Below are 15,562 nucleotides of genomic sequence, written 5' to 3'. Positions count from 1 at the left end.
TGATTAAATTTATTTGAATACGCTCTAACTATGACCTTTTCTTTGATGCTATCTAGAGTATATTTTAAGCACTAATTAATTGACTATTTTTTTGACTTTATCGACTAGAATGCTGACTAAAATGAGTAACAAATTGACTACTTTATTAAGCTAGCATCACATAATTATTATGAAGACCGTAATTACATCTTTTAGAAATGACATTGTTATTCAAAAATATCTCAACGGTAAAACCCTTGATCAAATAGTCAAAGAAACTAATCTATCCAAAGGCACCGTATACAATTTGGTCAAACGCTGGAAGGATAAGCTGGGGAGCATTGGAATTGAAGAAATAAGGGAATTTGCAACTGTTGTAAGCAAGTCAGGAATGACAATTCAACAATGTGCTCAGGGATTTAGAATCGTTCAAATTCTAAAGGAATTGGGTATCAACGATGAATTTGAGGATGGAGATGATTTTGCTCCAGAACAAGATCTTTTGGAATGTATCAGAAATGGAACAACTAACTGGGAAATAGGAAAAAATGATAATGATCCCCTTAGATCTCCATCTCATGGGTTAACGGAAAGAAGGGGGAGAAGAAATAAAGATGCATTTACAAAAAATAATTTTCACCATTTCATTGAAGATATTTACAATAACAGTAAAAAATATAATATTAAACCATCCGATTTTATAGGATTTATCAAAGATTTGCTTGATTTTTTTCACTCTCTTGAATGTGGATCCCCTTTCTCTATTAACAAAGACAATAATCTTTGTTTATCCCATGAAAATGAGGATGAATCTGAAATCATGATTTATCTGGATAGGCTCATCAAAGGGAATCTGGTAATGATATTCCACAAAACTTTGAGATTAAAGGTGATACGTTAACGAAGCAAATCCATAAACCAGATGCATCTATTGAAATCCCATTTGTTTCGCAAGTTTCTTACTATATCAATCAAATCAAACTAGAGCTTAAGGAACAAGAAAAGTATAGGAAATCCCTAAACATTGACATATCCTTCCTAGAAAATAAAAAATCGGCTCTAGAAATTAACCTTAGAGAAACGACTAGCAAAAACAACAACATTTTAGCTCATTTGCAGTGGTATGATTTCTTAAAACAAGAATTGTCTGATAATTACAACATGAATCTAGATGAAGAAATCATATTTTTTTCATCTATAATTAATGACTTTAAGACACACAACTACAATATTCTTGACATACTGAAAGAATACAAACAAATTCAATCATTAAGAAAAGAAATAGATCGTATTCAATATGACATAAATCTAAATACCCCTTTACATCAGGACTTGCCTAAACAGATTGCGTCCACAAATTCTCAACTTGACATCTCTACACAAACTATGAAAATATACCGGGAACTCGACGGGATGGGGTTTAATCTTAAAAAACCTAAACAACTTTATGGTACGATTATTGAAACCGCAATAGCTAATCATATACTACCACAGGACGCCGTTACAAAGTTTCTAAATGATATTGAGAATCAGTATGATAACAAACTAGGTTTTGAAACCAAAATAAAAGAATTGAGTGCAAAAATAGATGAATTGGAAAATGAAATTCCTCACCACAAATCAAATTTACTAATCCAAAGCCAAGTGGCCTCTTTATTGCTACATCTAGCGAACAATGGAGTAACAAATGAAGATATCATAAACATGAGTCAGCTCGTAATTTCACTTCAAAATGGTTACTTTCTAACTAATACCTCATCTCAAGGCGGAAATGCAGCTAATGGTATTGAAAATAATACCGATAAAAACTCCAAAAATGAAACTTGGAAATTACTTATCAATAGATTAAGAGGCATACAGAGCATCGATTCAGAAATCGAAAAACTAATTATTCATAGGAATGAAATAAGATCGGAAATCAATCATCTAAATACTAAAAAGAATGCAATTGAGGAACCTTATATAGAAATTTCGGAAACTTATGTAGATCAGTATTTTGGCTGAATTACACATCTCTACATGGATAAATGCATTAGTATCAACCAGACAGACAGACAAATGAAACTATAAAAAAGGAAGGTATTTCCTTTTTCTACTTGTGTCCTATTTTTGTGAATCAAGTTAAAAAAAAAGACGATATGAATGACGATGCTCTCACTATAAGAATCGCAAAAACTGACTATTATCATATTCCCACATGCAGGGATTTAGAGGATGTAATATTGTTCAAATCTTGATTGAAATGTAAAGTCCTTTCATTGTAAAATAAAGTATTTTCAAAAAATCATGAAACGCCATAAGCGGATACAAAATTACTTTAATTGGACATTAACTTTCGATAATGCATTATGGTTAGAGATGAATATATCGATTGAGACACGATAATAATAAATGCAATCAGAGTAACTAGTTTTTTCAAAGAATAACTCTATGAATAATACCCGATTGATCAACTTCAAACTTGTAATATGTGTTTTATCCGGAATTGCCTTGTTATATATTATTTATCCGCTCTTTAGTATCTTGATTTTTGTTGAACCCAACAGCTTACTAGAATCACTCATAAGGCCGAGAGTCATTGACGCTTTTCTTTTAAGCATAGGTACTGCGTCAGTATCCACTTTGCTGATTGCATTATTTGGCATACCCTTGGCATATTGTCTATCCCGATATAAATTTCCAGGCAGATCTGTTGCACAAATTATCATTGTTATTCCTTTAGTGTTGCCACCACTAGCCAGTGGTGCTCTTCTGTTGGGAGTGTTTAATCCCCAATCATTTCTGGATAGACTGTTTCCCAATGTTGAGTTCACTCAATCAATAATTGGGATTATCATAGCGCAGACATATGTCGCCTCTCCATTTATGATCCTTGCAAGTATGGCTGCCTTTGATTCAATCGATAAATCATTAGAAAATGTTGCACGAGTTCTTGGAAAGAGAAATTTGGAGGTTTTCGTAAGAATATCGATTCCACTTGCAAAAAAAGGGATTTTGATTGGAATAATGATGACATGGATAAGGGCCATTGGAGAATTGGGAGCAACTTTGATGTTAGCCTATAATCCCCATACCATTTCTATCCAAATATATGAAGATAATGCCGTAGGAGGTTTATCACAAGCTATTCCGGGAATAATCTTATCCATTTTACTTTCAATAATTCTCATAATTGTATATTCTATAATTATGAAAAAATCAAGTGGTGATACTAGAAAAAACAATAAAATCTTTAGTTTTGAAAGTTCATGAGGGAGAGATTAGGTTGACCCTCGAAATAATTAATTTAACCAAGTCATTTCCAGGATTTACATTAGGACCGATTGATCTGAAATTGCAGGATAACACAATAATGGTATTGATAGGTCCCACTGGAAGTGGTAAATCCACTCTTCTAAACTTAATAGTGGGATTGACAAAACCTGAAAAAGGGTCTATCTACATCGATGGTGTTGATATAACCAGTACACCTATTGAAACAAGAAGAATTGGATATTCTTTTCAAAACCCAAGCCTCTTTCCGCATTTGAATGTCTATGAGAATATTGTATTTGGTATTGGAAAATCTGTCAGGGACAATAAAAAATCACAAATTAAAAGACTTGTAGAGTCCTTTGGAGTGTCCAATCTTCTTGACCGAGATATACATGCGTTAAGTGGTGGGGAGATGCAGAAAATATCCCTAGCGCGAATGCTTGTGACGAAACCAAAAATAATGCTCATGGATGAACCCCTTGTTCATCTTGATACTAAAACTCGAGTTCAGTTGAGAAAGGATCTTCGACGAATACTCAAGGAAGAGGGAGTATTGGGAATATATGTAACGCATTTTGAAGATGACGTATATGCACTTGCTGATTCTGTCTCGGTATTAGAAAAAGGCGTTATCAAAAAGACTGATACATTAAAAACAATGCTAGCTTTTCCAAATAATCAACCCATGTCAACCTCCTCAATATCAGAGTTTTTTCAAAAGGATCATAATTATTTGGAGGGCTGTGTTATTGACTCAACAAATGGGATTACTACTTTCAAAGTAGGAGAACATAAATTTGAAATCCTGGGGGATTATCCAATTGATTCTACTGTAGGAGTATTAATAAAACCTGAAGATATTATCTTGGCTGTAGATTTTGTCCGCACCAGCGCAAGAAACATCATTAAGACAAAAATAGCCGCCATTTATGCTTCAAACATCAAAACAGGCATACTAAATATTCATTTAGTTATTAATAATATCAGTTTAGTATCAAGGATTACCCAGGAATCTAAAGAACATTTAAAGATCGTCGAGGGCAAGTATGTTTATGCCATATTCAAGGCTACTGCTCCTCATATTGTGCGTGAAGATAAAAGTAAATAAAATTTCATAATGGAAGTTGTTAAAGTTACTTATTTAACGATAGGTAATAATACTCAAGGAATATTCCAAGGAAATTAAACTATCGTATCAATATGAGGAAAAATTCTACAGATTAAAGCAAAAAAGTAGAATAGTTATTTAACTTTAATGTCTGCGTCATGATACACCATCAATCAACAAGCTAAAAAATAAAGGATGTTCCTTAGTTGACCCGGGTCATGAGGTCGACTGAGTAACTATGTCATATTCATTCATCTCCTCTCTTAATTCTGGTTTGTTATCTGGAGAATCTATCGTTGGAGATTTGTCCAATGATTGGCAGTTTGCCATTGGGTTATTTGGTGGAGCTTGTTCGAAAGCGAGAAAACCTTTAAAGATTTATAAAAAAATGGTACATCCATTTTCTTGTAGTTGAAAGATTTACGAAATAGAATAAATAAAAAAATTAACAAGAACTATAATCAAAGACAAAAAATCCTAAACGAAATAAAACAAACCCTTGATATTGATTTTAATAAGATTTCTATTTATTCTTCGGTGATCGAGATTCATTCTCCTTCACATGCTCCTAATGTTGAATTTAAAGTCGATTCTCAAAATAAGAAAAAGACAAGTAATGAAAAGGATGTAAAGCCATCCAATGAGACAATAGGAAAAAAACCTCTTTTCAGAATAGATTTATCTCATTCTATGATTGGGTCTCAGAGGTTTTATTACAAAGATATAGAAATAAATAATCTTTCTATAGAAGAACTAAATAATCTAAAAAAAGATCTGGATTTTATCTTAAGAGAAATCGACAAGGAAATTGACAAGCTTTTAATTTGAATTTCATTACTCCTCCTTTTTAGTTTGATTCGATTTTCATATTTTTTACTCGTGATGTATTTTGTGCCCATCGAATACCTTTTAACTATTAAAAATAGTGTAATGGGTGCTATTATCAATCTCTCGGGTAGAGGAGATTATCTTCTACATTTTTTATAATTTGCTATTCAAAACATACTAAAAATGGCATTTTGAAAATCAAATACTGTTTCTGGTTAACATACTGTTTTAGTGGTATGACCTATTTGAAATGGGTTTAGTTTACGTAGACCAAATCACAGACAATTCATATAGTTTTTATCATTTTAAATAGTAGGAGTATTCATGACAACCCAGATGATACCAAAGATTCGTGTCACCGTCCTATATTTTGCCTTTGTACATGAAACAACTAGAAAAAAAGAGGAAATAATGGAGTTGTCTACAAATACTTCGATAAAGGAACTTGTTTCGATCATACTAACCCGGTATCCAAACATAAAAAACATAAAAAACATGAAAATTTCTGTCAATTATCGCATTGTCGATTCAAACTCAAACTCAATTCTAAAAAACAATGATGAAGTGGCCCTTCTACCACCAATTTCTGGAGGATAGTTTTGATTTGAGAAGTAGAGATTTGCAAAAAAAGACCAATAAATCAGAACCTAATTCTAGTAATGATCCACGTAGATCTATTATTAACCAAGACTCACTCGAGCCATCATCATCATCTGAAAGAATAACGGAATCAGAAATTGATATCAATGATATTGTAAATTTGATGGTGGACACTGAGGGACATTCCGGGGCAACTGTAATTTTTGTAGGTTCAGTAAGAAACTTTGGAATCAATGGAGAGGTAAAAAAAATGTATTATGAATCTTATGTAAAAATGGCTGAAAATAAGATTAAAAATATTGAAAAATTGGCTATGGAAAAGTATGGTATTAAAAAAATAAAAATAGTTCACAGAATAGGTGAATTAGCTTTAGGGAACAACAGTGTAATCATAGCACTTTCAACTCCTCATAGTAAAGATGCCTTTACGGCCTGTAAATACATTCTTGCAAAGATTAAACGAGAGGTGCCAATTTGGAAAAAAGAAATTCTATCAAAAGGCGATGAAAAATGGGTAGATGGGAAATTAATCAAGACAAATTGAGAAAACAAATACAAATACAAATACAAGTATTTGGTTCAAACTCTGGAAGTAAAAATTTGAATAAAACGCCCTGCATAATATTGAACAAATTTAATATCGTTCTCTTTCTAAATGAATGAATTAGTATATGAAAAAAAATTCTAATGCCTATTTTACCGTAGATAAGGCATTCAAAATTCTCTTAGAAAAGATAACAGTTCCTAAGAATATAGAACTTGTTCCTGTTTTTGAATCCCTTGGAAGGATCCTAAAAGATGATGTTATTGCACGAGAAAATATACCTACCTATGATTCTTCTCACATGGATGGATATGCAATCCGATCTAGCGATGTGACTAAAGCATCAAAGAAAAATCCTGTTGTTTTAAAGATTTCACGCTCTGAATCAACTTTAGGGATCTTACCACGCCATATTCTAAAAAAAGGAGAAGCTTATAGAATACAAACTGGTGGATATATGCCATTAAAATCCGATGCAGTAATACCAATAGAAAACACAAAAATAATCAATAACGATCTAGTGGAGATAGTTGAACCCGTAGAAAAAGCAAGTTTTGTTTATTCAACTGGATCGGATATTAAAAAAGGAAAAAAGGTGTTATGTAAAGAACAGGCAATACGAGTTCAACACATGGGTCTTTTGGCTTCTTTACGGATTAGTAAAATTTCAGTTTTTAAAAGGCCTTTAGTCTCTATTATACCTACAGGTAACGAACTTACAAACGATGTTGAAGAAAACAAAGAACATAAAGTAGTCAACACAAATGGTCCTATTATTTCTTGCTTAGTAAGTGCATTAGGTGGCATATCAATAGATATGGGAGTTACACCAGATGACGTGGACATCCTAAAAAGAAAAATTAATCATGCCGTAAAAACTTCTGATTTAATTATAACGATAGGAGGAACATCAGCCGGTAAACAGGATGTTGTGAAATCAACCATTGATTCGATGACTTCGTCAGATATTATAGCTCATAAAATAAAACTCGACAGGGGTAGAGTAACCGGACTTGCCGTCGTCAATAAAAAGCCAATAATAATTATGCCCGGACCAATTCAAGGCAGTTTGAATGCCTTTTTTGTATTTGCAAGGCCCTTGATCTCTCTATTTTCGGGACAAACTAAAATTAGTGTTTTTGCCATTTCTGCCATAATGGTTGAAGATTGGACTTGTCGGAAGAAATTTCATGATTTTAGAAAAATAGTATATGTCCGCCTTATAAAAATAAAAGACAAGTTCTATGCAAAACCAATAATGGGCGAAACCCAGAGTATTTCATTGATAGTCGACACTAATGGTTATGTAACTGTTCCTGAGAATGTAATAAATCTTTTTAAGGGAGACGTGGTACAAGTAAATATTTTGCCCGGTTACTCATATGTTAACGACATCCAGTTTACTAGATGAAGCATCTATGTGTATGTTTCACTGCACTGCTATTTATGATGACCATGCCCTGCAATCATTCTAAAAATATGCATTACCCCTGGAAATAACGCATTTATGGATTGAGAAGCTGCATTGGTGTTACCTGGCATGTTCACAATTAATGTATTCCCTCTAATTCCTGAAACCCCACGTGAGAGCATGGAGAGGGGGGTCCTACTTTGTCCATAGTTTCGAAGATTCCCTGATATACCTGACACTTCCTTTTCTATGATTTTTTTTGTAGCCTCTGGAGTGACGTCCCGGGGTCCAACCCCTGTTCCTCCAGTAGTAATAATCATATTTACTTTGAGTTTGTCAGAATAATGTATCAATTCTTTCTCTATTAATTTAATTTCATCAGGAATTATCTTATAGTCAACAATATTAAATCCGTTTGCTGTAAGGGCACTAACTATCAATTTACCAGATTCATCTTGACCTTTCTTTCTAGAATCACTAATTGTAATAACAGCCGCTTGGAGTTTCTTATCATAGTTTTCCTTAAAATCTCCAATCCCTCCATGTTTTTCTAATAATTTGATGTTATCAATGGATAGAGATATGTCCAGAGGCTTTAGTATATCATATACGGATAAAGCCGCGATAGTTGCTCCCGTTAACGCCTCCATCTCGACACCTGTTTTCCAAATACTTTTTACCTTGACTAGAATCCTAACATAGCTAGATTCGATAGTAACATCCACCTTTACATCATCAATCGGAATAGGATGACAGTATGGAATAAGATCTGAAGTTTTTTTAGCTCCCAGAGTACCTGACACTTTTGCTATTTCAAAAATATTCCCCTTTGGGGAATTTCCATCCTTTATTATGCTCATAATTTTGTTATCAAATGATAAAAGCGCTTGAGCAACAGCAGTTCTAAGGGATTCTGGTTTGTCGCCGACATCAATCATACCACCCATTATTTACAATTAGAATAAATTATCTATATAAGATTAAGATTGTGCCATATCATGAGTGTCGAGGCTTTATATCTGTAAAGTCACTGTTTGGGTCAAATTACGTGTAGACTGATACGAATGAATGTTGATTGAATTTGGAAAAAACCTTAAATCCATCATGTTTTTTGATTATATGGTGGTCCTAAGGATAAGGGGCAATAATTATGTTGTATTTTTTCTTTTTGGTCTTGCTGCAGGAATTGCGAGTCTATCATTATCAATTTTATTGAAGTTAACCATTAATGGATTATTCATACCTGAGATTGCTTCCCAGGGATTAATCTCAATTACTTCTGGCGAAATCGAATCGCAAGCAGGTACTAACACTAGGTCCTTTAGCTAAATATTCTACATTTATAGGTGCAACGGTAGCAAACATCCTACTTTGGGGTATAATCGGTATCATTTTAGGTAAATTGTTTATGAAAATGAAATCGCCACACTATGTAATTAAATCCATACTATCTACTTTCATTTCTTATTTAATTTTGATTATACTAACAATTGTTTTTTTGGTGCTTAGTACCACGCCTGGACAATCTGTATCTATTCCTATTAATTCATTTGTAATATTTTTATTACCAAGTGCCGCTTTTGGATTGATCTTTGCATTCTTGTTTGGTAATAAGAATAAGAATAAGAATAAGAAAATTGATCTGGTTGAAATTCCTTCTAATGATGATGATGATGTTTTAAATAAAAGTAACAAAACTTTCGATATCGATTATAACAAGAGAGATATGATCCGTGCCTTGATCATTTCAGTTATTGCCCTTCCATTAGTGTATTTTGGATTTAATCGTTTAATATCTGGGTCAGGACAACAGCAACGACAGCCCCAAGCCCTTGACAAGTCTATTCAGCAAGTTTTGCAATCAAAATCCAAACCTCCTGGTTTTGAAAATCCTGTTCTTACTCCCCTGGTAGATGCTGAGGTGACTCCAACCTTTATTTTTTATAGGATAGATATAAACACGGTAATACCCACTATCAATGCTAGTGACTGGAATCTCACTATCAAAGGCCTAGTGGATAACCCTGTTGTAATTAACTATGCAGATCTTAAGGATATGAATTCAGTTGAAGAATTTGCAACCTTGACATGTATTAGCAACAAAATAGGTGGAAATCTTGTAAGCACCGCTTTATGGAAGGGAGTAAGACTTAGAGATATCATTTCTAAAGCTGGGGTTAAGTCTGGCGTTAAATATATTGTGTTTAGATGTTCTGATGGATATGATGTAGGAATTCCATTGGAGAATGGCATGATGGATGGCACCATTTTAGCGTACGACATGAATAATTCGCCATTGACCAGCGAACATGGATATCCTGTTAGAGCAATAGTGCCCGGATTCTATGGAATGATGAATCCAAAATGGATTACAGAAATAGAGTTGGTAGATAAAACGTACGAAGGCTTTTGGCAAAGAAAAGGATGGACAAATAATGACATCAAAAATATTTATTCATCTATAGTTATACCTGGCAATCAACCCATAGATGATAGATTCCCGAATTTAGTGCCTAATAGCAGCTTCCTGAATGGTAAAAACATTCCTATTGCTGGGATAGCATTTGCAGGTGATAGAGGAATATCCAAAGTTGAAGTAAGTGTAGATGGGGGAACTACGTGGAAAACTGCGATAGTCAAAGATCCATTATCACAATATACATGGGTTTTGTGGACAAGTGGCTTTACAGCTGCAGATAAAGGGGATTATAAAATTATCGTGAGAGCAACAGACAAGACCGGTCAGATCCAGACTTCTGAATTAGAAGAGCCATTTCCAAGCGGTGCTGGAGGCTATAATCAAGTAAATATTTCAGTATAAAATTTGCATTTTTGATGTAAAACCATTTTTGTCTTTTGTACATAATCCGCATTTTTTGTTTTCTTATCTGAAACTGTAAATCAAATCAAATAAAACATAATAGAGTAGATCCGATTTATCGCGATTACCAAAGAAATGGTATATTCTTCCTATTTGGAATCCAAATTTAAACGTCGTACATATTTTCTGCACACCTGTTTTTCGTTCAGGCGTTTATCCACCAATAGTGTGCATAACATTCAAAGTTGGCCTTAATGAGTGTGTATTAATAATTTTAATAATTCCTTCAGGTTTTTCCTGCACTGACTTGTTGATGCATTTAATTATATCTATATCTGATTTTCCCTCTTCAAGTAAACTCTTTAGATCATTGCTTGACTTGTCAAATAAACAACTGTAAAGCTTACCATCTGCAGTAATCCGAACTCTATCACAGTTCTGACAAAAAGGCTCTGTGATGGAGGGAATAAATCCTATAACTCCTTTTCCATCCTCAAAGGTATATAATCTAGCGGGGTCAGATTTATCATTATAAAGTGGAGATAGTTGATCAAAGTCCTTGTTTATTATCTCTATCATTCTTTTCTTGCTTACAACCAATTCTTCAGACCAAATGCCTGTTCCATCCAACGGCATGAATTCAATAAATTTAACAATACATCCAGTGTCTCTTGAAAATCTTACAAAATGTGATATTTCATCATCATTCCATCCCTTAATAATTACAGTATTGATTTTTACTGGTAAGTTTTCGTCGATAGCAGTATTAATTGCGTTCCTTACTTTATAAAAGCCATCAATTCCACTCATGGCTTTAAATCTGTCAGGTTTGAATGTATCCAAGCTAATGTTCAAACTTTCTAATCCAGATTCTTTGAGAATCTTTATTTTATCTTTTACTAGTATTCCATTTGTAGTCATACTAATTGATCTTAATCCTTTAATAGAGGACAAAGATTTGATTAAATTCTCTACGTTACTTCGAACTGTAGGTTCTCCTCCTGTAATTTTTATCTTTTCAATTCCTAAAGATACAAATATCTTGGCAAGACGAGTTATTTGTTCATAACTTAGAATGTTGTCTTGCTCTAACCAATTGGTATTGTTTGAAGGCATGCAGTAAACACATTGCATATTACATCTATCAGTTATTGAAATTCTTAGTTTCTTTGCTATTCTTCCAAAACTATCTACAAGGTTATTACTCAATTACATTTCCTCTACCGTGTGATATAATGTCAAAACCCATTTGATGTATATAGGCCTTTACGAAACATCGCTAATTAACCAAGATGAAAATTTAAGAAATCAATATTGCTAAAACAGTTTATTAGGTTGGATGGATTAGACAAGGGTGATAAAGATATCTGAGGATAAACCATTTGTAAAACTGTTATACGAACTCAGAGTAAGAGTAACCAGAATATGTATTGTAATGATCATATTGGTTTCTGTGTGTATGACCCTTGGTGTCACTGTGATCAAATTTGACGGATATAGTTTATTTATCCTTCATCCTGATACTTTTAACAGTTTATCTATTCAAGTAATTTCCCAGATGAAGAACGACTTACTGCCTAATAACGTTAGCTTGATACAAACTACTCCAGGGCAGGCTTTTACGGCGCAGGTATACGTGGCCATAATAATCGGAATTGTGGGGTCTTTGCCAGTCATACTTGGGGAACTGTTTGCCTTCTTAAGTCCTGCACTCCATTATTCTGAAAAAAGAGTCATTAAGAGAATCGTTGTACCGATTATATCATTATTTGTAATGGGTTGTCTCTTTTCTTACTATGTTGCAATTCCATATACTCTTGATTTCTTGTACCAATATGGACAGGCTATAAGTGTACTAACTTTTTTTGAAATCACTCCTTTTATCCTTTTTGTCGTTAATATGTTGTTGATATTTGGATTTGCCTTTCAACTTCCAGTAGTCATGTGGGCTCTAACCAAAACACGAATCGTTAATACAAATTTCTGGAAGGATAATCTGAGATACGTGGTTATTTTTCTAGTCATACTGGGTGCAATCATAACTCCGGATGGGAGCGGAATAACCATGTGGTTTGTAGTGGGACCATTGATGCTTTTGTACGTCATCGGAATAATAACAATTCAACTAGACTTGCGAATTTCAAAATATAATTCAACTAGACTTGCGAATTTCAAAATATGATTGGAACTAATCTAGACAATTGAAAATATGGTAATTGAAATCAAGTCTAGAATTAAAGTTAAGAATAACTTCTATGTTAGGTAGATAAGACCTATGATGAAAGTAATTTCAGTTAACGTGGGATTACCCAGACAGGTTTCATATGGGAAGCGACAAGTTGTTACGAGCATATTCAAAGAACCTGTAGAGCGAAGGGTAAAAGTAACCACACTTAATTTGGATGGGGATGCACAAGCAGACCTGTCGGTTCATGGTGGATTTGACAAGGCGGTTTATTCATATCCTGAGGAACATTACAAATATTGGAAAGCGGTATACCCTACAATTGTTATGCCTTTCGGGATGTTTGGAGAAAATCTTACTACTCAGGGATTAACCGAAGACATGGTAAACATAGGTGATCAATATCAAATCGGTTCAACACGGTTAGTTGTAACACAACCTCGAATGCCTTGTTATAAACTAGGGATCAAATTTGGTCGCATGGATGTCTTAGAGAAATTCGTCAATAGTCGACGTCCAGGAATATATTACAAGGTATTAGAAGAAGGTGAATTAGGTGCCGGGGACGACATAAAATTGTTATACAGGGATAAAAATAATGTTACTATAAATGATATTGTTAGTTTATATATAAATGATAGTAATAATAGAGAAATTATATCCAAAATGAAAAGAGCAACAAAATTAAAATGTTTGCCCGAATCCTGGAGAATTTATTTTGGTCAAAAAGTAGCCCGGTTGCAGAAGAGCTAGATACTAACTAATTAAATCTTTGTGCTTTTAGCAATGATACTATATTGATTTGTATCTTTGTATCATGCTTTACCTAATCCATCTGCTTATTTTAAGATATAAACCCATTGATAGCAATGGGTTGAATAATTTTTGATCTTAAATCCATAATCGTATTTAATTATCGATCATCAAAGTTGTCTATCTGGATTAGAAAGTTGGTCTTGTACCGGCAAACTAAATCCAAAGGTTACACCCTTTCCATCTTGATTGTTTTTAGCCCAAATCCTTCCACCATGGGCTTCGATTATCTTTTTAGAAACATACAAACCAAGTCCTGTTCCTCTGCTCGATTTTTTTACAAATCTAGTAAATAACAGAGGTAGATCATCTGGATGAATTCCATGTCCCGGGTCACTTATAGTAACCTCTATTTCCTTTCCATTGTTTATTTTTTTCATATTTATTTTTATTTCATCCTCGTCCTTTGTAAATTCAAGGGCATTATCTATCAAGTTTATTATAACTTGCGTCAAATGAGATTCGTCAGCATTTAATATTTGACTGTCATTAGGAGCATATGACTCTTCAAGTATAATATTATACTTGCGATCACCTTTTTTACGATCTTGGTAGTTAATCATTATCTCTGTTATCAATTTCTTGAGATTGATTGGTCCTTTCTTTAGTAGCAATAGATCATTATCTAGTTGAGATATTTCAAAGACTATATCCACCAATCTCTTGAGCCGTTTCGCATTTCTACTTATTGCTTCCATAGGATGTTTATATAACTCAATGTTACCAATAGATTTCATTAAAATATCTGAGAAGCCCAGTAACGATTGTACCGGATTTCTTAATTCATGAGCAGCTATGTTTATAAATTCCTTCTGCATATTATCGTGAATCTGGACATTTCTATTAGCTATTTCGAGTTTCCTATTTGTATCTTCCAATTGCTTGGTCCTTTTCTTAACTGATTTATCCAAGGTACTGTTAACTTTACTTAGGAACAAGATCAACAAAAGTACTACTGCGATTATTCCTATTATTAAAGTCAGCATTTGCAGCCTTTCCATGTTTATTATTTCATTAATTTTTGAATAAATAAAGGAGGTTGGCGATATCACAAATACAGAATACTTGGGAGCGCCCTCAATGATGACCGGGGATCCCGTAGTTAGTCTTTCATTGTTTAGCAACTTGTATACTGCAGAAGATGGAGCCCCTGACATGACTGTTTTTACTAGATTGTTTAGCATGTCATTATGCCCAGTTAAATTCTGGGTAAAATTTCCAAAAAAAGGTTTTCCTACTATTGATGATATAGGATGTACCAACAGCATATCCCTGTTATCTAAAACTGACAAATACTGTGACTGTATGTCGTAGACATTGCCATAATAGTTAAAAAATTCATTAGTTGGAATTACTACCCCGACCAAGCCATTATAATAAGAACCACTGATATTTGTTGTGATGATTGGGTAAGTCATTGCAATTCTATTTTTACCATCAATTCCAACAAACATGTCAGAAATTACAGGAGACATTGTATTTTTTGTCTGATTAACCCAAGTCCTAAAAGAAAAGTCCTTTCCTGCATAAGAGGGGCTTCCACTAGAGGCCATATCAATAACAGCGATCCCATTTTTATTTTGAAGGAACAATCTGTCGACAGGGGTAGTGGAATTTATCTTGTTGTAATAATCTGCTAACAAGCTTTTGGTCAAATTGGATGTAAAATCTCCATCTTGAATATTACCAGACATTGCTAATCCTTGCAGTCTTGATAAAATCAATTCTATGTCCGACTGCAAGTGATGTGCTATCGCACGACTCGAATCAATTTGAACTTGCTTTTGTTGTTCAAATATGCTGTCTCTTATACTCTCTTCTGTTTCTTGTTGTAAATAGAAAAATAAAATAAGCGGGATTATGACTATGAAAATAGCAGCAGTATAGATTGAATTATTTACTGTAAAAAACTTTGAAATTGATTCCTTTATATTATTGAATCTGCCCAGTTTCATAATATATAACTATGTAGATGGCATGAATAAATTGTTATTTCTCTAATATTGCATAAACTCACA

The 15,562-nt window shown here is 33.6% G+C and carries 15 protein-coding genes; 11 read left to right on the top strand and 4 right to left on the bottom strand.

Going from position 1 to position 15,562, the window contains the following annotated elements:
- Window positions 1-169 precede the first annotated feature (169 nt).
- The 8 genes from AAGU22_RS12935 (at window position 170) to AAGU22_RS12900 (ending at window position 7,725) form a co-directional block, all read left to right on the top strand.
- Window positions 170-880 carry a helix-turn-helix domain-containing protein gene (locus AAGU22_RS12935; RefSeq protein ID WP_458719520.1) on the top strand — a complete coding sequence of 237 codons (711 nt, stop codon included), beginning with the start codon at window positions 170-172 and terminating at the stop codon, window positions 878-880.
- Between the two features lie 260 nt (window positions 881-1,140).
- Window positions 1,141-1,983, top strand: a complete 843-nt coding sequence (locus tag AAGU22_RS12930; protein WP_458719519.1) for a hypothetical protein — start codon at window positions 1,141-1,143, stop codon at window positions 1,981-1,983.
- 426 nt (window positions 1,984-2,409) lie between these two features.
- Window positions 2,410-3,231 carry a molybdate ABC transporter permease subunit gene (locus AAGU22_RS12925; protein WP_458719518.1) on the top strand — a complete coding sequence of 274 codons (822 nt, stop codon included), beginning with the start codon at window positions 2,410-2,412 and terminating at the stop codon, window positions 3,229-3,231.
- A gap of 13 nt (window positions 3,232-3,244) precedes the next feature.
- The gene (locus AAGU22_RS12920; protein ID WP_458719517.1) at window positions 3,245-4,342 is read left to right on the top strand and encodes an ABC transporter ATP-binding protein; all 1,098 of its coding nucleotides are present in this window, start codon (window positions 3,245-3,247) and stop codon (window positions 4,340-4,342) included.
- 411 nt (window positions 4,343-4,753) lie between these two features.
- Window positions 4,754-5,170, top strand: coding sequence for a hypothetical protein (locus AAGU22_RS12915; protein ID WP_458719516.1), 417 nt, complete (start codon window positions 4,754-4,756; stop codon window positions 5,168-5,170).
- Between the two features lie 336 nt (window positions 5,171-5,506).
- Window positions 5,507-5,767 (top strand): MoaD/ThiS family protein, encoded by a 261-nt coding sequence (locus AAGU22_RS12910; protein ID WP_458719515.1) that lies wholly within the window; start codon window positions 5,507-5,509, stop codon window positions 5,765-5,767.
- 7 nt (window positions 5,768-5,774) lie between these two features.
- Window positions 5,775-6,314, top strand: coding sequence for a molybdenum cofactor biosynthesis protein MoaE (locus AAGU22_RS12905; protein WP_458719514.1), 540 nt, complete (start codon window positions 5,775-5,777; stop codon window positions 6,312-6,314).
- A 127-nt stretch (window positions 6,315-6,441) separates the two neighbouring features.
- Window positions 6,442-7,725: a molybdopterin molybdotransferase MoeA gene (locus AAGU22_RS12900; RefSeq protein ID WP_458719512.1), complete on the top strand. Its 1,284-nt coding sequence runs from the start codon at window positions 6,442-6,444 to the stop codon at window positions 7,723-7,725.
- A 29-nt stretch (window positions 7,726-7,754) separates the two neighbouring features.
- On the opposite strand, the gene moaCB is transcribed toward AAGU22_RS12900, so the two are convergent.
- Window positions 7,755-8,663, bottom strand: coding sequence for a bifunctional molybdenum cofactor biosynthesis protein MoaC/MoaB (gene moaCB, locus AAGU22_RS12895; protein ID WP_458719511.1), 909 nt, complete (start codon window positions 8,661-8,663; stop codon window positions 7,755-7,757).
- A gap of 210 nt (window positions 8,664-8,873) precedes the next feature.
- A complete protein-coding gene (locus tag AAGU22_RS12890) occupies window positions 8,874-9,038 on the bottom strand; it encodes a hypothetical protein (protein ID WP_458719510.1) in 165 nt (54 codons plus the stop codon).
- A 188-nt stretch (window positions 9,039-9,226) separates the two neighbouring features.
- On the opposite strand from AAGU22_RS12890, the gene AAGU22_RS12885 reads away from it, so the two are divergent.
- The gene (locus AAGU22_RS12885; RefSeq protein WP_458719509.1) at window positions 9,227-10,546 is read left to right on the top strand and encodes a molybdopterin-dependent oxidoreductase; all 1,320 of its coding nucleotides are present in this window, start codon (window positions 9,227-9,229) and stop codon (window positions 10,544-10,546) included.
- 213 nt (window positions 10,547-10,759) lie between these two features.
- On the opposite strand, the gene moaA is transcribed toward AAGU22_RS12885, so the two are convergent.
- Window positions 10,760-11,755, bottom strand: a complete 996-nt coding sequence (moaA, locus tag AAGU22_RS12880; RefSeq protein WP_458719508.1) for a GTP 3',8-cyclase MoaA — start codon at window positions 11,753-11,755, stop codon at window positions 10,760-10,762.
- 145 nt (window positions 11,756-11,900) lie between these two features.
- Here moaA and tatC point away from each other — a divergent pair, with 145 nt between their 5' ends.
- Complete coding sequence (tatC, locus tag AAGU22_RS12875) at window positions 11,901-12,728, top strand: twin-arginine translocase subunit TatC (RefSeq protein ID WP_458719507.1); 828 nt, start codon at window positions 11,901-11,903, stop codon at window positions 12,726-12,728.
- Window positions 12,729-12,824: 96 nt separating this feature from the next.
- Entirely contained in the window at window positions 12,825-13,484 is a 660-nt protein-coding gene (locus tag AAGU22_RS12870; protein ID WP_458719506.1) for an MOSC domain-containing protein, read from the top strand.
- A 170-nt stretch (window positions 13,485-13,654) separates the two neighbouring features.
- Here AAGU22_RS12870 and AAGU22_RS12865 read toward each other — a convergent pair whose 3' ends face one another.
- Complete coding sequence (locus AAGU22_RS12865) at window positions 13,655-15,499, bottom strand: sensor histidine kinase (RefSeq protein ID WP_458719505.1); 1,845 nt, start codon at window positions 15,497-15,499, stop codon at window positions 13,655-13,657.
- Window positions 15,500-15,562: the final 63 nt, after the last annotated feature.

Source organism: Candidatus Nitrosocosmicus sp. R, assembly GCF_054408505.1.
Note: the sequence above shows the minus strand (reverse complement) of the source record. Positions and strands in the feature narration are given on the sequence as shown.

Coding starts and splice junctions, on each gene's coding strand:
- AAGU22_RS12935 (WP_458719520.1), top strand. CDS start 170: ATGAAGACCGTAATTACATCTTTTAGAAATGACATTGTTATTCAAAAA.
- AAGU22_RS12930 (WP_458719519.1), top strand. CDS start 1,141: ATGAATCTAGATGAAGAAATCATATTTTTTTCATCTATAATTAATGAC.
- AAGU22_RS12925 (WP_458719518.1), top strand. CDS start 2,410: ATGAATAATACCCGATTGATCAACTTCAAACTTGTAATATGTGTTTTA.
- AAGU22_RS12910 (WP_458719515.1), top strand. CDS start 5,507: ATGATACCAAAGATTCGTGTCACCGTCCTATATTTTGCCTTTGTACAT.
- AAGU22_RS12900 (WP_458719512.1), top strand. CDS start 6,442: ATGAAAAAAAATTCTAATGCCTATTTTACCGTAGATAAGGCATTCAAA.
- moaCB (WP_458719511.1), bottom strand. CDS start 8,663: ATGATTGATGTCGGCGACAAACCAGAATCCCTTAGAACTGCTGTTGCT.
- AAGU22_RS12870 (WP_458719506.1), top strand. CDS start 12,825: ATGAAAGTAATTTCAGTTAACGTGGGATTACCCAGACAGGTTTCATAT.
- AAGU22_RS12865 (WP_458719505.1), bottom strand. CDS start 15,499: ATGAAACTGGGCAGATTCAATAATATAAAGGAATCAATTTCAAAGTTT.